1 protein-coding gene is annotated in these 26,558 nt (G+C 73.1%); it reads left to right on the forward strand.

The features are described 5' to 3' along the window. Nucleotides 1-110 precede the first annotated feature (110 nt). The gene (locus EU555_RS07095; RefSeq protein WP_135413979.1) at nucleotides 111-26,552 is read left to right on the forward strand and encodes an MBG domain-containing protein; all 26,442 of its coding nucleotides are present in this window, start codon (nucleotides 111-113) and stop codon (nucleotides 26,550-26,552) included. Nucleotides 26,553-26,558 lie beyond the last annotated feature (6 nt).

Raw genomic sequence — 26,558 nt, forward strand, 5'->3', positions numbered from 1 at the left:
CGGCCGGTCGTTGCGGCGCGGCGGCGTCCGGGGTCGGACCTGAGCGCGCCGGCCTGGGCCGTGTGCGGCCCTGCACTCTTCTTCGACCTCCTCTCGACCGCGACCCCGTGATGACCCATTCCCTGCCGGCCGCCCTCCTCGCCACCACGGCTCTCGCGACGACGGTCCTCGCGACGATGTCGCCCGCGCCGGTCCTCGCGCAGCAGGCCCTGCCGACGGGCGGGCGGGTGGTGTCGGGCGGGGTGACCATCGGCACGCCCCAGAACGGCGCCCTCGCAATCCGGCAGTCGAGCCAGACCGCCATCGTCAACTGGCAGGGCTTCTCGATCGGCCAGGCCAACCGGGTCGACATCCAGCAGCCGAACGCCCAGGCCGCCATCCTCAACCGTGTGACGGGCCAGACCCGCTCGACCATCGCCGGGCAGCTCGACGCCAACGGGCAGGTCTACCTCGTCAACCCCAACGGCATCACCATCACGAAGACCGGCAAGGTCAACGCCGCCGCCTTCGTGGCCTCCTCCCTCGACATCGCCGACGAGGACTTCAAGGCCGGGCGGCGGCAGTTCCGGGGCTCCGGCGCCTCGGCGCGGGTGACGAACCGCGGCACGATCACGATCGGGCGGGGCGGCTACGCGGCTCTGCTCGGCGGCGAGGTGCGCAACTCCGGCACGATCAGCGTGCCGATGGGCAAGGTCGGGATCGGGGCGGGGGAGCGGGCGACGCTGGACCTGTCGGGGGACGGGTTCCTGCAGGTACAGGTGCCGAGTGCGGCGGCGGGCAAGGGCGCGCTGATTCGCCATTCGGGGGTGATCTCGGCGGAGGGGGGCAGCGTCGAGATCAAGGCGGCAGCGGCGCGGGACATGGCCCGCCAGGCCGTGAACCTCTCGGGGGTGGTCGAGGCGACGAGCGTCTCGGGGCGGTCGGGCGCCATCGTGCTGTCGGGCGGGGACGGGGCGGTGGCGGTCGGCGCGGCGGCGCGGCTCACCGCCAACGGCACTGGCGGCCAGGCCGGGGGGCGGGTGCGGATCAGCGGCCGCGCCGTGTCGGTGGCGGGCCGGGTCGAGGCGTCGGGCGCGACGGGCGGGCGGATCCGGGTCAAGGCGGAGGAGAAGTTCGCGCTCACCGGCACGCTCGCGGCGACCGGCGGGACCGGGGCGGGCGGGCGCGTGACCGCGACCGGGCGGGAGATCGCGCTCACGGGCGCCGGCGTCGACGCCTCGGGCGCGGCGGGCGGCGGGACGGTGCGCTTGGGCGGCGGGCGGCAGGGGCAGGGTCCCCTCGCCCACGCGCAGAACCTGCGGATGGACGCGGACAGCATAATCCGGGCGGACGCGACCGCGTCGGGCTCCGGCGGCGACGTGGTGCTGTGGTCGGACGCCGCCACAGAATTCGCGGGGCGGATCAGCGCGCGGGGCGGCGCGCAGGGGGGCGAGGGCGGGCAGGCCGAGGTCTCGTCGAAGGGGGTCCTGTCCTACACGGGCTTTGCCGACCTGACGGCCCCGAAGGGCTCGGCCGGGACGCTGCTGCTCGACCCCTACAACGTCACGATCTCGTCGGGCACGGACGCGAACCAGTCCAGCTTCGTCGCGACGGGCAACGACTCGGTCATCAACGTCGGGACGCTGAACGCGGCGCTCGCCGGCGCCAACGTCACGGTGCTGACGGGCCTCGGCGGCGGCAGCCAGGCGGGCGACATCACGGTCGCGGCGCCGGTGACGTGGTCGTCGAACAACCTGCTCACCCTGTTCGCGGCCCGCTCGATCGCCGTCAATGCGACCGTGACCGTCGCCGGCGGCGGCGGGTTGACCATCCAGACGAACAACGGCGCGGGCTCCGGCCCCGGCGCCCTCACCTTCGCGCAGGGCGCGAGCGTGACGTTCCGGCCGAACGCCAGCCAGGCCTTCCAGGCGCTGTTCATCAACGGGCAGTCCTACACGCTGGTCCGCGACATGGCGGCCCTGCCGGGCCTGAACGGCCAGTCGGGGCGCTACGCGCTGGCCACCGACCTGACGGCGCCGGGCACAGCCTATTCGGGCGCGGTGATCGGCAGCTTCTCGGGCACGCTGGAAGGGCTCGGCCACACGATCGCCAATCTCAAGGCCAGCGCATCGAGCGGCAGCGTCGGCCTGATCGGGATGCTGGACGCCACCGGGACGGTGCAGAACATCGGCCTCGTCGGAAGCGACGGCACGGTCAGCGGCAGCACGTCGACGCTCGGCACCGGTGCCCTGGTCGGGCTCAACCTAGGGACGATCAGCCGAAGCTACGCCGGCATCGCGGTCGACTCGGGCAGCATCGGGGGCGGCCTCGTCGGCTTGAACTCCGGTGGGACGATCAGCCAAAGCTACGCCAGCGGACCTGTCACCGGCCGCAGCGGCAGCACGCTGGGAGGTCTCGTCGGAAGCAGCACCGGGAGCATCGGCCAGAGCTACGCGACCGGCGCCGTCGTGAGTTCGGGGGTGAGCGGCGGTCTCGTCGGCGTCATAAACAACGGGACGATCAGCCAGAGCTACGCCACCGGCGCCGTCGTGAACGCCGTGGGCATAGCGGGCGGGCTGATCGGCCGCGTCAGCGGCGGGACTGTCAGCCAGACCTACTGGGATACGCAGACCAGCGGTCGGTCGCAGGGGGTGGGCACCGGCTCCTCGACCGGCACCACCGGCCTGACGACGAGCGCATTCCAGTCGAACTTCGCGGTTCCGGGCGGCAGCTTCGCGGGTGGCGCGGGCCTCTACCCGTACCTGACGACTCTCTTCCCCACCGGCCCGCAGGTGATCACCGGCACCACCCAGGCCGCCCCAACCATCAACGGTCCCGCCACCGTCTCCCTCGACGCGGGCGGCCGCCTCGTCGGCCAAGCCACCACGGGGGTGAACGGGACCTACTACATCGCCCTGCCCGCCGGGACGGTGGCCAACGGAACCTCCTTCGTCGCCTCCGTGCCGACGGTCTCCGGCGCCTCCACCGCCGCCGCGACGCTCGCCACCTCGACCTACAGCACCGGCAGCCCAGTCCAGGCCGGCGTCAACCTCTACGGCGGGACGCTCTCCAGCGTCACCGGCGCGACGCGGCTCTCGGACGCGCTCGCGGCCGTGTCGTCCGGTGTCGGCGCCGCGGCGAGTTCCGGCACCGCGAGCCTGATCGCCGGCCTCGGCAGCCGCCGCGTCGTCACGACCGCGTCGAGCTTCACGGTCGACACGGCCGTCGATCCGACGAACGCGACCGTGATCCAGACCGGGACGGGCGTGCCGCTCTCCGTGACGGCGGCCCAGACCCTGAACGCGGGCGGGTCGCTGGGGCTACTCTCGGGCGGGAGCCTGCGGATCAACGAGAGCGTGACGGCGAACGGCGCCTCGTCGGTGTCGCTGAACTACGATTCATCGAACGCGACCAACCTGAGCTTCGCGCTGGGCAAGAGCGTGAGCTTCGCGGGCACGGGCGGGTCGCTGTCCGTGAACGGGGCGGGGTACACGCTGATCCGCACCATGGCGGACCTGCCGGGGCTGAACAACCAGTCGGGGCGCTACGCGCTCGCCACCGATCTCACGGCGCCGGGCACGGCCTATACCGGCGCGGTGATCGGGACGTTCTCGGGCACTCTGGAGGGCCTGGGCCACACGATCAGCAACCTGACCATCACGGGGACGAGCGACAAGGCCGGCCTGATCGGGACGCTTGCCTCCGGCGGAACGGTGCGTGACCTCGGTCTCGTCGGCGGCAGCGTGAGCGGTGGCGGCAACGTGGGCGGGCTCGTCGGGTCCAACAGCGGCACGATCGTGCAGGCCTCCACCACCGGCGCCGTCTCGGGCTCCAGCATCGTGGGCGGACTCGTCGGGATCAACTTCGGCACGATCGTGCAGGCCTCCGCCACCGGCGCCGTCTCGGGCGCTGATCAAGTGGGTGGGCTCGTCGGGGCCAACAGCGGCACGATCGTGCAGGCCTCCACCACCGGCGCCGTCTCGGGCACCATCTCCGTGGGTGGGCTCGCCGGGTACAATGACGGTACGATCACGCAGGCCTCCGCCACCGGCGCCGTCTCGGGCTCTGACGAAGTGGGCGGTCTCGTCGGGTACAGTGGCAACTTGATCACGCAGGCCTACGCCGCCGGCGCCGTCTCAGGCACCAACAACGTGGGCGGACTCGTCGGGGCCAATGACGGCACGATCACGCAGGCCTACTGGGACACGCAGACCACCGGCCAGGCGACGAGCGACGGCGGCACCGGCCTGACGACGCGCCAGTTCCAGGGGCTCGACCCCTTGCCGAGCCCGCTGACCGGCGCCCTCACGGATGCGAACAAGCTCGGCTCCGCCTTCGCGGGCGGGGCGAACGGGCTCTACCCCTACCTGACGAGCCTCTTCCCCACCGGCGTCCAGGCGATCTCCGGCACCGCCTACCGCGACGCGGGTGCGACGCTCGCCGCCTCCGGCAGCGCGGGCGCGGTCACGGTGTCGCTCGATACGGGCGGGCGCCTGCTCGGGCAGGCCACGACGGGCGCGAACGGCACCTACTACATCGCGCTGCCGGCCGGCACGGTGGCGAACGGGGCGGGCCTCGTCACCTCTGTCCCGACGAACGGAAGCCTGTCCACCGCCGCCGCGACCTTCGTCCCCTCGACCTACACGGCGGGCACGCCCGCCCAGGCCGGCGTCAACCTCTATGCCGGGACGCTCACCGGCAGCACGAGCGCCACCACGCTGACGGCCGCCGAGACCGACCTGACGGCGCGCGCCGCGGCGAGCGCGGGCGCCACGACCCAGACGCTGATCGCGGGCTTGAGCGGGCGCAACCTGACGGCGACGGGCGCGAGCTTCACGATCGACCGGGCGGTGACGACGGGCGGCACCTTCGCGGTCCGGACCAGTGCGGCGGGCGCGCCGCTGACGGTGGCGGCGCCGATCAGCGTGAGTGACGGCGGGACGCTCGGCCTGAGCGCGGCGGGGGCGCTGCGGATCAACGAGAGCGTCACGGCGACGGGCGTGGTACCGGTGGCGCTGGGCTACGACGCGTCCGACCCGACGAACCTGAGCTTCGCGCAGGGCAAGAGCCTGACCTTCGCGGGCACGGGCGGGTCGCTCGCGGTCAACGGGCAGGGCTACACCCTGATCCGCGCGATGACGGACCTGCCGGGCCTGGACACCCAGTCCGGCCGCTACGCGCTCGCCACCGATCTCACGGCGCCGGCGACGGCCTATACGGGCGCGGTGATCGGGAGCTTCTCGGGCACGCTGGAGGGCTTGGGCCACACGATCACCGGCCTGACCATCACGGGGTCGAGCTCCAATGTCGGCGTGATCGGGGAGCTCACCGCTGGCGGAACGGTGCGGGATCTCGGTCTCATCGGGGGCAGCGTGAGCGGCGGCAGTTCCGTCGGCGGGCTCGTCGGGTCCAACGGCGGCACGATCGTGCAGGCCTACGCCACCGGCGCGGTCTCGGGCTCCTCCGAGGTGGGCGGGCTCGTCGGGTCCAACGACGGCACGATCACGCAGGCCTACGCCACCGGCGCCGTCTCGGGCTCCTCCTCGGTGGGCGGGCTCGTCGGGGTCGACGGCGGCACGATCACGCGGGCCTACGCCACCGGTGCCGTCTCGGGCTCCTCCTCGGTGGGCGGGCTCGTCGGGTCCAACGGCGGCACGATCGTGCAGGCCTACGCCACCGGCGCCGTCTCGGGCTTCAACTACGTGGGCGGGCTCGTCGGGATCAACGGCGGCGGCGGCACGATCGTGCAGGTCTACGCCACCGGCGCCGTCTCGGGCTCCTCCTCGGTGGGCGGGCTCGTCGGGCTCGACACCGCCGGCGCCCATATCACGCAGGCCTACTGGGACACGCAGACCACGGGCCGAGCGACGAGCGCCGGCACCCACACCGGCTACACCACGCGCCAGTTGCAAGGGCTCGATCCGATCTCCGGCTCGGTCGCCGGCGGCAATGCCGTCTTCTTCTCCACCTCCGCCCAGCTCGGGGACGGCACCACCTCGGTCTTCTCCGGAGGGGCGAACGGCCTCTATCCCTACCTGACCAGCTTCTTCCCGAACGGCGTCCAGGCAGTCTCCGGCACTGCCTACCGCGACGCGGGCACCGCCCTCGCCACCTTCGGCAGCGCGGGCGCGGGCACGGTGTCCCTCGATGCGGGCGGCACCCGCCTCGGGCAGGCCAGCATCGGGGCGAACGGCACCTACTACATCGCGCTTCCGGCCGGCACGGTGGCGAACGGAGCGGGCTTCGTCACCTCCGTGCCGACCGTGGCGGGAGCGTCGAACGCCGCCGCCACGCTCGCCGCCTCGACCTACGCCACAGGCACGCCCGTCCAGACCGGCGTCGATCTCTACGGCGGGGCGCTGACGGCGCCCAGCACCGCAGCCACGCTCTCCGCCGCGCTGGCGAGCGCGCCGCCGAGCCTCTCCGGGATCGCGAGCGCGTCCACCGTCACCCTCGCGTCCAACCTGACCGGCCGCGGCTTCGTGACGAGTGCGGCGGGCTTCACGCTGGACACGGCCGCGCCGTCCGGCGCGACGACGGTGGTGCAGACGGGAGCCGGGACGTCGATCACCGTGGCGGCGGCGCAGTCCTTTACAGCGGGCGGGTCGCTGGGGCTCCTCTCGGGCGGCAGCCTGCGGATCAACGAGAGCATCACGGCGACCGGCACGGCCGCGGTGGCTCTGGCCTACGACGCGTCGGACCCGACGAAGCTGAGCGTCGCGCCCGGCAAGAGCGTGACCTTCGCGGGCACGGGCGGGGCGCTCGGTATCAACGGCGCCGGCTACACCCTGATCCGCACGATGGCCGAGCTCGACGCCATCGACGGGGTGTCGGCGGTCGACGGCAGCACCGTCACGGCCTTCGGCGCCGGCCTGTCGGGCCGCTACGCCCTGGCCGGGGACGTGGCGGCCTCCGGCACGACCTACGTCGATGCGCTCGTGGGGACCGCCTCCGGCGGCGGGTTCGGCGGCACGTTCGAGGGCCTGGGCCACGCGGTCACCGGGCTCACCATCGCCAAGCCCGCGACCCAGGCGAATCCCGCGCTGTTTGCGGGCCTGTTCCGGAGCCTCGGCGGCGGCGCGACGGTGCGCGACATCGCCCTGCGCGGCGGGAGCGTGTCGGCGAGCGGCATCATGGGGGCGCTCGCCGGCCAGAATGACGGGACGATCGTCTCCGTGTCGTCGGACCTGACCGTCGTCGGCGATTTCCCCGTCGTCGGCGGCCTCGTCGGCGGCAACGGCGGAACGATCCTCCTGAGCGCGAGCACCGGACGCGTGCAGGGGGGCGCTCAGGTCGGCGGGCTCGTCGGCAATTCCAGTGGCACCATCGCGCAGAGCTACGCGACCGGAAGCGTTTCCGGCGGAAGCGGGAAGGCCGGCGGTCTCGCGGGGACCCAGAACGGCGGCGTGATCCGCCAATCCTTCGCCACCGGGAACGTGTCGGGGAACGACGGTATCGGCGGCCTCGTCGGCTTCACGTCGTCCGGGAGCAGCATCGTCGAATCCTACGCGACGGGCGCCGTCTCGGGCTCCAGGAACGTGGGTGCCCTGGTCGGCCAGAACGCCTCGTTCGGCGGCGCCACGGTCGCGCGCAGCGCCGTCGATGCGCAGACCAGCGGGCGGAGCGCCTTCGGGACCGACTTCGCCAATCAGTCCGGCAACGTCGCGAGCCTCACCACGGCGCAGCTCCAGGGCAGCCTGCCCGCCGGCTTCGACCCGGCCGTCTGGGCCACCGGGCCGGGCCTCTACCCCTACCTGAAGGGCGTGTTCCCGAACGGGATCCAGGCGGTCTCGGGCACCGCCTACGCGGATGCGGGCGCGACCCCGGTCGCCGCCACCCGGGTCACCGTGGCGGGCGCCGGCACCACGCTCGGCTCGGCGAGCACCGGCGCCAACGGCGCCTACTACGTCTTCGGCCAGCCCGGCACGATCGCGGCCGGCCAGGGCCTCGTCGCCTACACCACCCAGGACGGGACGGGGGCGCGGAACGCCGCCGCGCTCGTCACCGCCGCCGGCACCCCGAATGCCGCCCAGACGGGCGTGGACATCTGGGGCGGCGTGACGCTGCTCGCGGCGCGCACCGGCCAGGCGACGCTGTCGGCCTCCGGCTTCGACCCGGCGAGCCTGCCCGCCGTGCCGGCCGGCGCGAGCCTGCCGGGCTTCCTCGCCGGCGCGGTGCCGGTGCTGGCGGCGACGGGCGCGCAGGGCTTCACCATCGACCGGGCGGTGACGACGAGCCGGCCCTTCGGCGTGCAGACGGTCGCGGCGGGCGCGCCGCTCACGGTGGCGCAGCCGGTCACGATCGGCGACGGCGGCGGGCTCGGGCTCGTCGCCGCGGGGGCGCTCGCGGTCAACGCGGCGGTCACGGTCAACGGCGCGGCGCCGGTGGTGCTGGGCTACGACGCGGCGGACGTCACCAACCTGAGTTTCGCGCCGGGTACGAGCCTGACCCTCAACGCCGCCAACGGCGCCGCGACGGCAAGCCCGGTGGCGGGCCAGTCCCTGACGATCAACGGGGCCGCCTACGCGCTGGTGCGGTCCATGGCCGACCTCGACGCCATCGACGGGCGGCGCGCGACGGACCGGGCGAGCGTCGCGACCTTCGGGGCCGGCCTGTCGGGCCGCTACGCCCTGGTGGGAGACCTGTTCGCGACGACCGACGGCACCGCGTCCGGTGTCCCGGTCGCCTACCGTTCGCCGCCGGTCGGCACGACGGCGACGATCAACGACACGGCGGCCCCCTTCGCCGGCACCTTCGAAGGGCTCGGCCACGCGATCGGCAGGCTGTCGGTCGGCGCCGGCTCACAGGGGGCTTCCGGCCTGTTCGGCAGCCTCGGCACGGGCGGGACGATCCGCGACCTCGGCCTCGTGCAGGTCTTCGTGAGTGGCGTCACCAACGTCGGCGCTCTGGTCGGCCGCATCGACGGCGGTACCCTCGCCCAGGTCTCGGCATCGGGCGGGACCGTGACCACTGGCTCCGACGTCGTGGGCGGACTCGTCGGCCTGAACAGCGGCGGCACCATCATCCGGGCCTCGGCGGGGGGCTCCGTCTACAGCTCGGGGGGCTCCTTCCTCGGCGGCCTGGTCGGGTCCAACGCCGGGGGCACCATCCGGGACGCCTCCGCCACGGGCGACGTGCAGGGCTCCGGAAGCGTCGGCGGCCTCGTCGGCACGAATACGGGCACCATCACCCGCGCCGTCGCGACCGGAGCCGTCTCCGGGAACGCGTTCGACGTCGGCGGGCTCGTCGGCACCAATGCCGGAAGCATCCTCCAGGCCTCCGCGACCGGCTCCGTCAGCGGGCCCGGCTTCTCGTCCGGCGCGCTCATCGGCAACAACGCCTCCGGCACCGTGACGCAGGCCTACGCGACCGGGCAGCTCGTCACCAACGACCGCGGGACGGGCGGCCTCATCGGCATCAATCCCGGCACGGTGACGAATGCCTACTGGGACCTGTCGACCACCGGCCGGTCAGCCAGTGCCGGGGGCAGCGGCCGGGTCACGGCCGACCTCCAGGGCACGCTGCCGGGCGGCTTCGACGCGGCGGCCTGGGGCACGGGCCCCGGCCTCTACCCCTACCTGAAGAGCCTCTACCCGAACGGCGTCCAGGCGATCTCCGGCACCGCCTTCGCGGATCGCGGGGTGACGCCCCTCGCCCGGCCGGGCGACACGTCGGACACCGTCGCGCGCCGGGTATTCCTCGACGTCGCCGGGACGCGGGCGCAGGTCGAGACCGGCGCCAACGGCTACTACTACCTCGCCCTGCCGGCCGGGACACTCTCCTCCGCCGGGACGCCGGTCCTCGCCTACACGACCGCGGACGGCGGCGAGGACGCCCTCCAGCCCAAGCCGGTGACCGGGGCGAGCCTGATCTCCGCCACCGGCACCACGCGCCACCTCGACGTCTGGGGCGGCACCCTGATCGCGCCGACGAGCGCGACGGCGCTGTCGGGCGCCCCGACGAGCGTGAGCGCGCTGCTCGCCCCCAACCTTGGCCTGCTCTCGGGCGCCAGGGGCAGCCTCGGCTTCGCCGGCACGTCGGGCCTGTCCGGGGTGGGCTACGTGGCGACGGACCCGGCCGGGTTCACCCTCGATGCGGCGGTGGCGTCGGGGGCCGCGGGCGGGCTCTACCTGCGGACCACGCAGGGGCCGATCACGGTCGCGCAGGGCCAGGCGGTGAGCGGAGCGGGGCTGTCGCTCCATTCCGCCGGGTCCCTGCGCGTCAACGCAGACGTGACGGCGAGCGGGGTCCCGGTGTCCCTCGCCTACGACACCACGGACCCGACGAACCTGAGCTTCGCGCAGGGCCGCAGCCTGACCCTCGATGGCGGCGGGTCGCTGGCGATCAACGGCGCCGGCTACGCGCTGGCGCGCCGGATGAGCGACCTGCCGGCCCTCGACGGCCAGTCGGGCCGCTACGCCCTGGCGACGGACCTGACGGCGCCGACCACGGCCTATGCGGGCGCGGTGATCGGCAGCTTCTCGGGCACGCTGGAGGGGCTCGGCCACACGATCACCGGCCTGACCATCGCGACATCGAACGACAACGTCGGCCTGATCGGAACGCTCAACGGCGGCGGAACGGTGCGGGACCTCGGTCTCGTCGGCGGCTCCGTCACCACGGGCGGCTTCTACGTGGGCGGCCTCGTCGGGTCCAATGCCGGGGCGATCGTGCAGGCCACCGCCACCGGCGCCGTCTCGGGCTCCTTCTCCGTGGGCGGGCTCGTCGGGAGCAACGCCGGCACGATCACGCAGGCCACCGCCTCCGGCGCCGTCTCGGGCGGATCAAGCTCCTCCAGCGTGGGCGGGTTCGTCGGGTACAACGCCGGCGCGATCACGCAGGGCTATTGGGACACGCAGACGAGCGGCCTGACGACCGGGATCGGCGTCGGGGCCGATGCCGGCGCGACCGGCCTGACCACCCGCCAGTTGCAGGGGCTCGATCCGATCTCCGGTTCGGTCGCCGGCGGCAATGCCGTGTTCTTCTCCCCCGCCGCCCAGCTCGGGAACGGCACCATCTCCGCCTTCTCCGGAGGGGCGGGCGGCCTCTACCCCTACCTGACGAGCCTGTTCCCGAACGGCGTCCAGGCGGTCTCCGGCACCGCCTACCGGGATGCCGGCACCACCCCGGTCGTCGGCAGCACCGTCACGGTGGTGGGCGCCGGCACCACGCTCGGCTCCGCCTCCACGGGCGCCAACGGCGCCTACTACGTCTTCGGCCAGCCCGGCACGATCCCGCAGGGCCAGCCCCTCGTCGCCTACACCACCCAGGACGCGAACGGCGCGAAGAACGCGGCCGGCTACGCGCTCTCGACCTACGCGGCGGGCACGCCGAAGCAGGGCGGCGTCGACATCTGGGGCGGCGTGACCCTGATGGCGGCGAGCACGGGGGCGGCGACGCTCTCGGCCTCGGGCTACTATCCGACCGTGAGCCGGCCGCTTCCGGTCGGGGCGACGCTGCCGGCTTTCCTTGCGGGCGCGGTGCCGTCGCTGGCGGCGACGAACGCGCAAGGGTTCACGATCGACCGGGCGGTGACGACGGGCGGCAGCTTCGGGGTGCAGACCACGGCGGCGGGCGCGGCGCTGACGGTGGCGGCGCCGGTGAGCGTGACGGCCGGCGGGACGCTCGGCCTGGGTTCGGCGGGGGCGCTGCGGATCAACGAGAGCGTGACGGCAGCCGGCACGGCCGCGGTGTCGCTGGGCTACGACGCGTCCGACCCGACGAATCTCAGCTTCGCGCAGGGCAGGAGCCTGACCTTCACGGGCACGGGCGGGTCGCTGTCCGTGAACGGGGCGGGCTACACGCTGATCCGCGCCATGACGGACCTGCCGGGCCTGGACGGCCAGTCGGGCCGCTACGCCCTCGCCACGGACCTCGATGCCTCGTCGAGCCGCTACAACGCGGCCCCGATCGGCACCTTCTCGGGCACGCTGGAGGGGCTCGGCCACACGATCACGGGCCTCACCGTCACCGGCTCGACCGACTATGCGGGACTGATCGGACGGCTCGGCGGCGGCGGGACCGTGCGGGACCTCGGTCTCCTCGGCGCGACCATCAGCGGCGGCAACAACGTCGGCGCGCTGGTCGGCGAGAACGACGGGGTCGTCGCGCAAGTCCACGCCAATGCCACCGTCAGCGGTTCCATCTCCGTGGGCGGGCTCGTCGGCTTCTTCTCCGGCTTCCAGGGGGGGGCGGTCACGCAGTCCGCCGCGACGGGCAGCGTGAGCGGCGGCGACAACGTCGGCGGACTCATCGGCTTCAGCAGCGGCGGTGCCGTCGCGCAGTCCTTCGCGTCAGGCAGCGTCAGCGGCGGCGGCAACGGCCTCAGCGTCGGTGGTCTGGTCGGCTACAACGGCGGCAGCATCAGCCAGTCCTACGCGTTCGGCAGCACGGTCACGGCCTCCAGCGCGGCCGCGGCGGGTGGGCTGGTCGGGACGAATTTCGGCTCCGTCACCTCCTCCGTCTGGGACACGCAGACGAGCGGCGCAGGCGCGAGCACGGGCGGCACGGGCCTCACCACGGCCGCGCTCCAGGGCCGCCTGCCCACCGGGTTCGACCCGGCCGTCTGGGGCGCCGGGCCGGGCCTCTACCCGTACCTGAGGAGCGTCTTCCCCAACGGCGTCCAGGCCATCACCGGCACCGCCTACCGCGACGCGGGAGCCACACCGGCGGCCTCCGGCGGCGCGGGGGCGGTCACGGTCTCGCTCGACGCGGGCGGGCGCCTCGTCGGGCAGGCGGGCACCGGCGCGAACGGCGCCTACTACATCGCGCTCCCGGCCGGGACGCTGGCCTCCGGCACCGCCTTCGTCGCCTCGGTGCCGACCGTGGCCGGAGCCTCCACCGCCGCCGCGACGCTCGCCACTTCGACCTACGCGACCGGAACGCCGGCCCAGACGGGCGTGACCCTCTACGGCGGGGCGCTGACCGCGCCAGGCAATGCCGCGACGCTGACCGACGCCCTGGCGAGTGCCCGTCCCGACCTGACCGGAATCGCGAGCGCGTCCACCGTCACCCTCGCGTCGGGCCTCACCGGCCGGGGCTTCCTGACCACGGCCCCGGGCTTCACGGTCGACACGGCCGCGCCTTCCGGCCTGACGACGGTGGTGCGGACGGGCGCCGGCGCGCCGATCACCGTGACGGCGGCGCAGGCGCTCGCGGCGGGCGGGTCGCTCGGGCTGCTGTCGGGCGGCAGTCTGCGGATCAACGAGAGCGTGACGGCGACCGGCGCGGCCTCAGTGGGCCTGGCCTACGACGCGTCGGACCCGACGAACCTGAGCTTCGCGCAGGGCAAGAGCCTGACCTTCACAGGCACAGGCGGGTCGCTGGGCATCAACGCGCAGGGCTACACCCTGATCCGCGACATGGCGGACCTGCCGGGCCTGAACAACCAGGCGGGCCGCTATGCGCTCGCCACCGACCTCACGGCGCCGACCACCGCCTATACGGGCGCGGTGATCGGGACCTTCCCGGGCACGCTGGAGGGGTTGGGCCACACGATCGGCAACCTGACCATCACGGCGTCGAGCTCCAATGTCGGCGTGATCGGGACGCTCAGCAACGGCGGCACGGTGCGGGATCTCGGTCTCGTCGGCGGCAGCGTGAGCGGCCGCAATTACGTGGGCGGGCTCGTCGGGTTCAATAGCGGCACGATCGTGCAGGCCTCCGCCACCGGCGCGGTCTCGGGCACCACCCGCGTGGGCGGGCTCGTCGGGGGCAACCAGGGCGGCAGTATCACGCAGGCCTCCGCCACGGGCGCCGTCTCGGGCACCACCTACGTGGGTGGTCTCGTCGGGTTCAACGACAGCGGAACGATCACGCAGGCCTCCGCCACCGGCGCGGTCTCGGGCTCCTCTCTCGTGGGCGGTCTCGTCGGGTCCAACGGCGGCACGATCACGCAGGCCTACGCCACCGGTGCCGTCTCGGGCTCCTTCGCCTTGGGTGGTCTCGTCGCGGACAACAGCGGCCCGATCACGCAGGCCTACTGGGACACAAAGACCACGGGCCAAGCGACGAGTGCCGGCGGGACCGGCCTGACCACGCGCCAGTTCCAGGGGCTCGACCCCTTGCCGAACCCGCTGACCGGCGCCCTGACGGATCCGAACAAGCTCGGCCCGGCCTTCGCGGGCGGGACGGGCGGCCTCTACCCGTACCTGAAAGGCTTCTTCCCCACCGGCGTCCAGGCGGTCTCCGGCACCGCCTACCAGGATGCGGGCGCGCTTCCCGCCGCCTCCGGATCGCGGGCCGTCACCGTCTCGCTCGACGCGGGCGGCCGCCTGCTCGGGCAGGCCACGACGGGTGCGAACGGCGCTTACTATATCGCGCTGCCGGCCGGCTCGATCGCGACCGGGACGAACTTCGTCGTCTCGGTCCCGACCGTGCAGGACACGACCGCGAGCCCGGTCGTCACCTACGCCAACGCCGCCGCGACGCGGGCCACTTCGACCGGCACGCCGGCTCAGGGCGGCGTGCCCCTGTACGGCGGGGCGCTGACGGCCCCGAGCAATGCCGCCACGCTGACCGACGCGCTGGCGAGCGCGCGGCCCGACCTGACGGGGATCGCGAGCGCGTCCACCGCCACCCTCGCGTCGGGCCTCACCGGCCGCGGCTTCCTGACCACGGCCCCGGCCTTCACGGTCGACACCGCCGCGCCCTCCGGCCTGACCACGGTGGTGCAGACGCAGGCAGGCGCGCCGGTCACCGTGACGGCGGCGCAGACGCTCGCGGCGGGCGGGTCGCTCGGGCTGCTGTCGGGCGGCAGCCTGCGGATCAACGAGAACCTGACCGCGACCGGCGCGGCCTCGGTGGCGCTGGGCTACGACGCGTCGGACCCGACGAACCTGAGCTTCGCGCAGGGCAGGAGCCTGACCTTCACGGGTGCAGGCGGGGCGCTCGGCATCAACGGGCAGGGCTACACGCTGATCCGCGACATGACGGACCTGCCGGGCCTGAACGGCCAGTCCGGCCGCTATGCGCTCGCCACCGACCTCACGGCGCCGACCACCGCCTATACGGACGCGGTGATCGGCAGCTTCCCGGGCACGCTGGAGGGGTTGGGCCACAGGATCAGCAACCTGACCATCACGGCGTCGAGCTACTATGTCGGCTTGATCGGGCGGCTCGAAGCTGGCGGAACGGTGCGGGATCTCGGTCTCGTCGGCGGCAGCGTGAGCGGCCGCAATTGGGTGGGCGGGCTCGTCGGGTTCAACAGCGGCACGATCGTGCAGGCCTCCGCCACCGGCGCGGTCTCGGGCTCCACCTACGTGGGCGGGCTCGTCGGGTTCAACGACAGCGGCAGGATCGTGCAGGCCTCCGCCACCGGAGCCGTTTCGGGCTCCACCTACGTGGGCGGGCTCGTCGGGTTCAACGACAGCGGCAGGATCGTGCAGGCCTCCGCCACCGGTGCCGTCTCGGGCGGATCGGGCTCCTTCGCCCTGGGCGGGCTCGTCGGGGGCAACGGCAACGGCGGCACGATCGCGCAGGCCTACGCCACCGGTGCCGTCTCGGGCCGCACCTTCGTGGGCGGGCTCGTCGGGGACAACGGCGGCACGGTCACGCAGGGCTACTGGGACACGCAGACCACCGGCCAAGCAGCGAGCGACGGCGGCACCGGCCTGACCACGCGCCAGTTCCAGGGCCTCGACCCCTTGCCGAGCCCGCTGACCGGAGCCCTGACCGACGCGAACAACCTCGGCCCCACCTTCGCGGGCGGGGCGAACGGCCTCTACCCTTATCTGACGAGCTTCTTCCCCAACGGCGTCCAGGCGGTCTCCGGCACCGCCTACAAGGACGCCGGCACCACCCCGGTCGTCGGCAGCACCGTCATGGTGGTGGGCGCCGGAACCACGCTGGGCACCGCCTCCACGGGCGCCAACGGCGCCTACTACGTCTTCGGCCAGCCCGGCACCATCCCGCAGGGCCAGCCCCTCGTCGCCTACACCACCCAGGACGCCAACGGCGCGAAGAACGCTGGCGGCTATGCGCTCTCGACCTACGCGGCCGGCACCCCCGCTCAAGGCGGCGTGGACATCTGGGGCGGGGTGACCCTGCTGGCGGCGAGCACCGGCGCGGCGACGCTGTCGGCCTCGGGCTACGACGCGACCCTGAGCCGACCGCTGCCGGTGGGCGCGACGCTGCCGGGCTTCCTGGCGGGCGCGGTGCCGGTGCTGGCGGCGACGAACGCGCAAGGGTTCACGATCGACCGGGCGGTGACGACGGGCGGGACCTTCGGGGTGCAGACCACGGCGGCGGGCGCGCCGCTGACGGTGGCGGCGCCGGTGAGCGTGACGGCCGGGGGGACGCTCGGCCTGAGCGCGGCAGGGGCGCTGCGGATCAACGAGAGCGTGACGGCGAACGGCGCGGCCTCGGTGGCGTTGTCCTACGACGCGAGCGACCCGACGAACCTGAGCTTCGCGCAGGGCAAGAGCCTGACCTTCACGGGCACGGGCGGGTCGCTCGCCGTGAACGCGCAGGGCTACACGCTGCTCCGCGACATGGCGGACCTGCCGGGCCTGAACAATCAGACCGGCCTCTACGCCCTGGCGACGGACCTGACGGCGCCGAGCACGGCCTACACGGGCGCGGTGATCGGGAGCTTCGGGGGCACGCTGGAGGGGCTCGGCCACACCATCACCGGCCTGACCATCACGGGGTCGGGCTTCCGCGTCGGCCTGATCGGAGATCTCCAAAGCGGCGGAACGGTGCGGGACCTCGGTCTCGTCGGCGGCAGTGTCGGCGGCGGATTTAGCGTGGGCGCGCTGGTCGGTCAGAACGACGGAGCCGTCGTCCGGTCCTTCGCAACGGGCACAGTTCGCGCCACGGGCTTTGCGGGTGGCTTGGTCGGGTACAACACCGGCAGCATCACCCAGGCTTACGCGACCGGGGATGTCGGCGTCAGCGGCAGCGTCAACGTCAGCGACACCGTCGGCGGGCTGGTCGGTTCCAACGACCGCGGCACCATCACCCAATCCTTTGCCACCGGCAGCGTCAGCGGGCCCGACCGTGTCGGAGGGCTCGTCGGCTACAATCCCGGCGGGACCATCACGCAGTCCTTCGCGATCGGGAGCGTCGCGGGCAACGGCGCGAACCTGGGCGGGCTGGTCGGCTTTGCCTTCGGCGGCGCGGTAAACCAGTCCGCCTGGGACACCCAGACGACCGGCCGCAGCGGCAGCGCCGGGGGCGGGACGGGCCTCACCACGGCGCAGTTCCAGGCCGGGACGCTGCCCCCGGGCTTCGACGCGAGCGCGTGGGGCGCGGGCGCCGGGCTCTATCCGTACCTCAGGAGCTTCTTTCCCGCCGGGCCGCAGGTCGTGACCGGCACGGCCTACGGCGGCGCCGGCGCCGTGCCGATCATCGGGGGAACGGTCGGCATCGCCTCGGGCGGCAGCGTCGTCGCGACGGCCTCGACCGGCGCGAACGGCGCGTACTACGCCTTCGGGGCGCCCGGGATCCTGCCGGCCGCCGCGGGCTTCGTCGCCTGGACGGACACCAACAGCGCCACCCTGACGACGACCGGCGCCGCACCGGCGGCGTTGACCGCGGGCGTGAACCTCTACGGGAACACGCTGACCGTGCCGGCCGGGGTCGGCGTGACCTCGCTCTCTGCCGCGCCGACGCCGGCGTCGGCGCAAGCCCTCGCCACGGCGGCGACTTCCGTCCCGGCGGCCCGCACGGCGATCTCTGGCGCGCAGGGACTCGGGCTCGTCGCCGCAGGGGCGTTCACGATCGACCGGCCCGTCGGGGTGGATGCCGGCAGCACCTTCCTGGTCACGACGCCGGCGAGCCAGCCGCTGACGGTGTCGGCGCCGGTCACCGTGTCGACCGGCGGCGCGCTCGGCCTCCTGTCGGGCGGCACGCTCTCGGTTGCCGCGCCGGTGGCCCTGCGGGGCAGCGGATCCGTCGTGCTCGCCTACGACGCGTCGAATGCCAGCAACCTCGCCTTCTCGGCGACCTCGACCGTCGCCGGCACGGGGGCGCTGCGCTTCCTCGACGCGACCGGCGCGGCGCTGGCCGCGAACCCTGGCAATCAGTTGCTCGCCGTCAACGGCCAGCGTTACGCGCTGCTCTACAGCATGGGCGACGTGGCGGGCATGAGCGGCACGGGCGCGTCGGCGCTGGCAGGGCCGCTGACTGCGCCCGGCACCCCCTACACGGACGCGGTCGTGGGGGCGAGCCAAGGGGGCGCGAGCTTCACGGGCACGTTCACCGGCCTCGGCAACACGATCGGCAACCTCGCGATCGCCGCGACCGGCGTCGGCACCTACGGCCTGTTCGGCACGGTGGGCGTGGGCGGCACGGTGCGGGACATCGGCGTGACGAACGCGGCGCTCACCCTGGCCGACGCGGCATCGGGCGGCAGCACCGCCTCCGCTATCGGTGCACTGGTCGGCAGCAATGCCGGCACCATCGCTTCCGCCTTCTCGACGGGCGCAATCACTGCCGGCGGGCTGAGGCAGGAGAGCGCGGCCCTGGGCGGGCTGGTGGGGCTGAACCTGGGCCAGATCAGCTCCTCGCGAAGCTCAGCCGCCGTCACCGCCGGCGCAGTCGTCGGTCAGACCGTTCTCGCGGGCGGCCTCGTCGGCAGCAACGACGCCTTGAACAGCCCTGGTGGCACGGGCGGGGTGCTCGTCAATTCGTGGAGCACCGGCGCCGTGACCGTCGGCGCCGTGAGTGGCGGCATCGCCTATGTCGGCGGCCTCGCGGGACTGAACAACGGTGGTCAGATCATCGCGGCGCTGAGCACGGGTGCGGCGTCGGCGGGCGCGAGCGCCGATGGTGCGCTCGTCGCCGTCGGCGGCCTCGTCGGCTACAACGCTGCGACGGGTCAGGTCGCGTCGACCTTCAGCACCGGCGCGGTCTCGGTGGGGGCGAACAACGGCGCGGGGACCCTGGCGGTCGGCGGGTTGGTCGGTGCCTCCGACAGCGGCGGGGTCACCAACGGCTACTGGGACACCCAGACCAGCGGCCAGGCGACGAGCGCCGGCGGGTCGGCGCAGACCACCGCACAGCTTCAGACCGCCTTCCCTCTGACGAACCTGAACACGCGAGCGACAGGCGCCGCCTTCAGCGGCGGGGCGGGCGGAAACTATCCGTACCTGGCGAGCTTCTACCCGAGCGGGGTGCAGGCGATCTCAGGGCTCGCCTACCGGGACGCGGGCGCGATCCATGCGGCCTCCGGAGCGAGAGCCGTCACGGTGTCGGTCGATGCAGGCGGTGCTCTCGTCGGGCAGACCACGACGGGCGCCAACGGTTACTACTACCTCGCGCTGCCCGCTGGCACGATCACGAACGGGACGCCCTTCGTGACCTCGGTGCCGACCGTGCAGGACACGGCCGCTGCGGCCGCGACGCTCGCGACCTACCCGGCGAACACGCCCGTCCAGACGGGGGTGAACCTCTACGGCGGGGCGCTGACCGCGCCCAGCAGCGCTGCCACGCTCACGGACGCTCGTGCGAGCACTCCGCCCAACCTGACCGGGATCGCGAGCACCTCGACCGTCACGCTCACATCCGGGCTCACCGGCCGGGGGTTCGTGACGACGGCTTCGAGCTTCGCGGTGGACACGGCCGCACCGTCTTCCGCGACGACGGTGGTTCAGACCGGGGCGGGCGTGCCGATCACGGTGACGGCCGCGCAGGTGCTGAATGCCGGCGGCTCGCTCGGGCTCCTGTCGGGCGGCACGCTCGCCATCAACGCGCCCGTGACGGTGAACGGCGCAGGCTCCGTCGCCCTCGCCTCGGGCTCCCGCGCCATCCTGGACGCGAACGGGAACACGGCCGCCACCGTGGCGGATCTCAGCTTCGCCCGAACCGCGTCGCTGACCTTCAACGACGCGACCGGCGCACCCGCGACCGGCCCCGTCTCAGGCCAGGCCCTCGCGATCAACGGGCAGGGCTACGCGCTCCTGCGCTCGATGACGGACGTCCAGAACCTCAATCCCGTCGCCGCCTCGGCGCTCGCGACGAACCTCGACGCCTCGACGACGCCCTACACGAGTGCGGTCGTCGGGAGCCTCTCAGGGACGCTCGAGGGTCTCGGCCACACCATCACGGGCCTGACCGTCACGGGGGGAAGCGACACCGTCGGCCTGATCGGAACGCTGAACGCCGGCGGAACCGTGCGGAATATCGGCCTCGGCGGCGCCGTCAGCGGCGGCTCGGAGGTCGGCGGGTTGGTCGGCCTCAACAACGGGGGGGTGATCAGCCAGTCCTCCTCGACCGCGAGCATCACCGGCACCGGCTCCAATATCGGTGGTCTCGTCGGGTTCAACGTCGGCGGCACGGTCGTTCAGAGCAGCGCGCATTCCATCGTTGGCGGCGGGTCTTCGGTAGGCGGGCTCGTGGGGCACAATGTCGGCATCGTCAGCCAATCGTCCGCAACGGGAAGCGTCCGCGGCGGCGACGGCGTCGGCGGCCTCGTCGGCTTCAACGACGATCTGATCAGCGGATCCTTCTCGTCAGGCAGCGTTCACGGCGGTAATTTCGTGGGCGGGCTGGTCGGCTACAATCTCGGAAGCGGCACCGTCGTCCGCTCCTTCTGGGACACGCAGACAAGCGGCGCGACGCTCCCCGGCATCGGATCGGACAACAGCACGACGAGCCATGTCGTCGGCCTGACGACCCGCCAGTTCCAAGGGCTCGACCGGCTGCCGGCCTCGGTCATGGGTGCGTTGACGGATGCGGGGAACCTGGGCTCCGCTTTCGCGGGCGGCACGAACGGGCTGTATCCGTATCTCGCGAGCGTCTACCCGAACGGCGTGCAGGCGATCTCAGGCACCGCCTACAGGGATGGGGGAACGACCCTGCTGGCCTCCCCCGCCGGCAGCGGCCAGACCGCGGCGCGACCGGGCCTGGTCTCGGTGGCGGCCAACGGCGTCCTGCTGGGCAGCTCCACGACGGGCGCCAACGGCACCTACTACGTTCTCGCTCCCGCCGGCACGGTTCCGGCCGGCGGCACCCTGGTGGCCTACACGCTCGCCGGCACCGTCGTCAACGGCCTGGGCGGCTCGGGCGCGCAGAATGCCGCCACCTATGTCGCAGTCACCGCGAGCACGGGCGTGACCCATGCCAGCGTGTACGGAGGCTGGCAGCTCGATCGGCCAGGCTCCGCGACCACGACCCTGTCGAGCCTCAACACCGCCGATGCCGCGGCGGCCGGCGCGCTTGCGCCCACTGGGCTGGCCAACCGCATGATCGTGCCGGGGGCCGCGACCTTCGTGCTCGACGCGGCCACGAGCCTCACCGGCACGCTCGCCCTGCGCACGGCCGGTCAGGTGACCCAGAGCGCGGCCCTGGCGGTGGGCGCGCTGCTCCTCGAAGGGGGCGGCGACATCACGCTGACGGACGGCGCGAACCGCATCGGCACCGTCGCCGCCGATACGGGTCGCCTCGCCGTGTCGAGCGCGGCCTCGCTGACGGTCGGGTCGGTCTCGGATGCTGTCGGCACGGCGGTCTCCGGCATCGGCGCGACGGGTACCGTGAGCCTGACCACGGGCGGGGACCTGACGCTCGGGGCGGCCGTGTCGGGGGCGAGCCCCGTCCTGGCGGCGACGGGGGCATTCGTCAACGCCGCGGGCGCGACCGCGGTCACGGCGACCGATGCCGGCGGGCGGTGGCTCGTCTCCTCGGCCGATCCGGGCCGCGCCACGTTCGGGGGACTGGACAGCGGCAACACGGCGGTCTGGAACACGACCGCAGGCACGGCGGTGGCGGCGACAGGCAACCGCTACGTGTTCGCGCTGCAGCCGACCCTGACGGTTGCGACGACGAGCCTCGGCAAGGTCTACGGCGAGGATGCCACGGCGCGTGTGGCCGGTGCCTACGCGATCACGGGCTTCGATCCAGGCCGGGCCGGCGCCTACCGGGGCGACGACCTGAGCACCGCCGTGACGGGCGCGCCGGTCGTGACCTCCCTGGGCAGCGCGATGTCGGCGGGCGTGAGGAGCCCGGACTACGCGATCACGGCAGATCCCGGGACCTTGGCGTCGCCCTCGGGCTACAGGTTCGGCTTTGCGGCGACAGGCTCGCTGAGCGTCACAGCCGCGCCGTTGACGATCACGGCCACCGACCAGAGCAAGGTGTACGGGACCAGCCTGGCCCTGGGCACGAGCGGGTTCAGCACCACAGGCCTGGTCACCGCCAACGGCGACACGGTCACGGGCGTGACGCTGTCGAGCCTGGGGGGTGCGGCCAGTGCGGGTGTGGGGAGCTACGCGCTGACGCCCTCGGCGGCTCTGGGCACGGGCCTGGGCAACTACACGATCAGCTACCGCGACGCGCCGACTGGCTTGAGCGTGACGCCGCGCCCTCTGACGGTGACGGCGGACGCGCAGAGCCGGGTGTACGGCAACGCCAATCCGGCGCTCACCTACGCGGTCGGCGGGCTGGGGCTGGTGAACGGCGACACGCTCACGGGCGGTCTCGCGACGGCGGCCACGACCGCCAGCGGGGTCGGTCCGTACAGCATCACGCAAGGCTCCCTGGCCGCCTCCGGCAACTACGCGGTGAGCTACCAGGGCGCGACCCTGTCGGTGACGCCGCGCCCGCTGACGGTGACGGCCGACCCGCAGAGCCGGGCGTACGGGGAGGCCAACCCGGCGCTCAGCTACAGCATCGGCGGGCTGGGGCTTGTAAACGGAGATGCCCTGTCCGGCAGCCTCGCGGCGGCGTCGACCAGCAGCAACGTGGGCACCTATGCGATCACCCAGGGGACGCTGGCCGCCTCGGCCAACTACGCCCTGACCTACCAGGGCGCGACCCTGTCGGTGACGCCGCGCCCGCTGACGGTGACGGCGGATGCCCAGAGCCGGGTGTATGGCAACGCCAATCCGAGCCTGACCTACACGCTCGGGGGGCTCGGTCTGGCGAACGGCGACACGCTCACGGGCGGTCTGGCCACCGCCGCCGTGGCAACGAGCGGGGTGGGTCAGTACAGCATCACGCAGGGTTCGCTGGCAGCCTCCGGCAACTACGCGGTGAGCTACCAGGGCGCGGCCCTGTCGGTCACGCCGCGTCCGCTGACGGTGACGGCGGATGCGCAGAGCCGGATGTACGGCAACGCCAACCCGGCGCTCACCTACACGGTCGGGGGCCTTGGCTTGGTGAACGGCGACATGCTCGTGGGTAGCCTCACGACGGCAGCGTCGACCGGCAGCAATGTGGGCCCGTATGCGATCACGCAAGGCTCCCTGGCGGCCTCGTCCAACTATGCGGTGAGCTATCAGGGCGCGACCCTGTCGGTGACGCCGCGTCCGCTGACGGTGGCGGCGGACGCCCAGAGCCGGATCTACGGCAACGCCAATCCGGCGCTCACCTACGCGGTCGGCGGCCTGGGGCTGGTGAACGGCGACACGCTCACGGGCGGTCTCGCGACGGCGGCCACGATCGCCAGCGGGGTCGGTCCGTACAGCATCACGCAGGGCACTCTGGCGGCCTCCGGCAACTACGCGGTGAGCTACCAGGGCGCGACCCTGTCGGTGACGCCGCGCCCGCTGACGGTGACGGCCGACCCGCAGAGCCGGGCGTACGGGGAGGCCAACCCGGCGCTCAGCTACAGCATCGGCGGGCTGGGGCTTGTAAACGGAGATGCCCTGTCCGGCAGCCTCGCGGCGGCGTCGACCAGCAGCAACGTGGGCACCTATGCGATCACCCAGGGGACGCTGGCCGCCTCGGCCAACTACGCCCTGACCTACCAGGGCGCGACCCTGTCGGTGACGCCGCGCCCGCTGACGGTGACGGCGGATGCCCAGAGCCGGGTGTATGGCAACGCCAATCCGAGCCTGACCTACACGCTCGGGGGGCTCGGTCTGGCGAACGGCGACACGCTCACGGGCGGTCTGGCCACCGCCGCCGTGGCAACGAGCGGGGTGGGTCAGTACAGCATCACGCAGGGTTCGCTGGCAGCCTCCGGCAACTACGCGGTGAGCTACCAGGGCGCGGCCCTGTCGGTCACGCCGCGTCCGCTGACGGTGACGGCGGATGCGCAGAGCCGGATGTACGGCAACGCCAACCCGGCGCTCACCTACACGGTCGGGGGCCTTGGCTTGGTGAACGGCGACATGCTCGTGGGTAGCCTCACGACGGCAGCGTCGACCGGCAGCAATGTGGGCCCGTATGCGATCACGCAAGGCTCCCTGGCGGCCTCGTCCAACTATGCGGTGAGCTATCAGGGCGCGACCCTGGCGGTGAGGCCGCGTCCGCTGACGGTGACGGCGGACGCACAGAGCCGGATCTACGGCAATGCCAACCCGAGCCTGACCTACGCGGTCGGCGGGCTCGGTCTGGCGAACGGCGACACGCTCACGGGCGGTCTCGCAACGGCGGCCACGACCGCCAGCGGGGTCGGTCCGTACAGCATCACGCAGGGCACTCTGGCGGCCTCGTCCAACTATGCGGTAAGCTATCAGGGCGCGACCCTGTCGATCACCGCGCGCCCGCTGACGGTGACGGCGGACGCCCAGAGCCGCGTCTACGGCAATGCCAACCCGAGCCTGACCTACACGCTCGGCGGGCTGGGGCTGGTGAACGGCGACGGCCTGAGCGGCGGTCTCGCGACGGCGGTCACGACCGCCAGCGGGGTGGGTCAGTACAGCATCACGCAAGGCTCCCTGGCCGCCTCGGCCAACTATGCGGTGAGCTACCAGGGTGCGGCCCTGGCGGTCACGCCGCGCGCGCTGACGGTGACGGCGGATGCGCAGAGCCGGATCTACGGCAACGCCAACCCGGCACTGACCTACACGGTGGGCGGCCTTGGCCTGGTGAACGGGGACAGCCTCACGGGCGGTCTCGCGACGGCGGCAACGACCAACAGCAACGTTGGCGGTTATGGAATCACCCAAGGTACGCTGGCCACGTCCTCGAACTACGCGGTGAACTATGTCGGAGCGACCTTGTCGGTGACGGCGCGGCCTCTGACGGTGACGGCGGACGCGCAGAGCCGGATCTATGGCCACAGCAACCCGGCGCTGACCTACACGTTGGGTGGGCTCGGCCTCGTCGGCGGGGATACGCTCTCGGGCTCGTTGGCAACGGGCGCCACACCGGGCAGCGGGGTTGGCCAGTACGTGATCGCGCAGGGCTCCCTGGCGGCGTCCGGCAACTACGCGGTGACCTACCAGGGCGCGACCCTTGCGGTCACGCCGGCAACCCTGACCATCGCCGCCACCGACCAGAGCAAGGTGTACGGGACCAGCCTGGCCCTGGGCACGAGCGGGTTCAGCACCGCAGGCCTGGTCACCGCCAACGGCGACACGGTCACGGGCGTGACGCTGTCGAGCCTGGGGGGTGCGGCCAGTGCGGGTGTGGGGAGCTACGCGCTGACGCCCTCGGCGGCTCTGGGCACGGGCCTGGGCAACTACACGATCAGCTACCGCGACGCGCCGACCGGCTTGAGCGTGACGCCGCGCCCTCTGACGGTGACGGCGGACGCCCAGAGCCGGATCTACGGCAATGCCAACCCGAGCCTGACCTACGCGGTCGGCGGGCTGGGGCTGGTGAACGGCGACACGCTCACGGGCGGTCTGGCCACCGCCGCCGTGGCAACGAGCGGGGTCGGTCCGTACAGCATCACGCAGGGTTCGCTGGCCGCCTCCGGCAACTACGCGGTGAGCTACCAGGGCGCGGCCCTGTCGGTGACGCCGCGTCCGCTGACGGTGACGGCGGATGCGCAGAGCCGGGCGTACGGGGAGGCCAACCCGGCGCTCACCTACGCGGTCGGCGGGCTCGGTCTGGCGAACGGCGACACGCTCACGGGCGGTCTCGCGACCTCGGCCATGTCAGGCAGCAGCGTCGGCCCGTACGCGATCACGCAGGGCACTCTGGCGGCCTCGTCCAACTATGCGGTGAGCTATCAGGGTGCGACCCTGTCGATCACCGCGCGTCCGCTGACGGTGACGGCCGACCCGCAGCGCCGGGTGTACGGCAACGCCAACCCGGCGCTGACCTACACGGTCGGAGGCCTTGGCTTGGTGAACGGCGACATGCTCACGGGTGGGCTGGCCACCCCCGCCACGACCAGCAGCAGCGTCGGCCCGTACGCGATCACGCAGGGCAGCCTGGCGGCGTCCCCGAACTACGCGGTGATCTACGCCGGTGCGACCCTGTCGGTCGCCGCGCGCCCGCTCAGCGTCATCGCCGATCCGCAGACCCGCCTGCAAGGCCAGCCCAATCCGATCCTCACCTACACAATCGGCTCGGATGGCCTCGTCAACGGCGACACCCTGGCCGGCGCGCTCTCGACCGCCGCCACGCCAATCAGCCTGCCGGGCCGCTTCGCCATCACCCAGGGCAGCCTCGCCGCCCCACCCAATTACAGCCTCACCGTCCTGGGGGCCGACCTCACCGTGCTGCCCGCCTCCAGCCCTCCCGCAGCCTCGGCCAGCACCATTGCCCAGGCCTTCCAGTTCAACACCCCGTCGCCCGGCGGCCCGCTGCCGCTGCCCGCCTCCGCCCTGATCGGCGGCAGCCTGCTCAGCGATCCCCGCTTCAGCAATATCGTGGTGTGCTCCACGTCCGCGGGGAGTTGCATCGTCGTCCCGCCCGGCCCGCAGGCCGCGCTCCCCTCCCCGCCCACGCCGTGATCCCGG

Origin of the sequence: Methylobacterium nonmethylotrophicum (assembly GCF_004745635.1) — a bacterium.
In the GTDB taxonomy this organism is placed as follows: Bacteria; Pseudomonadota; Alphaproteobacteria; order Rhizobiales; family Beijerinckiaceae; genus Methylobacterium; species Methylobacterium nonmethylotrophicum.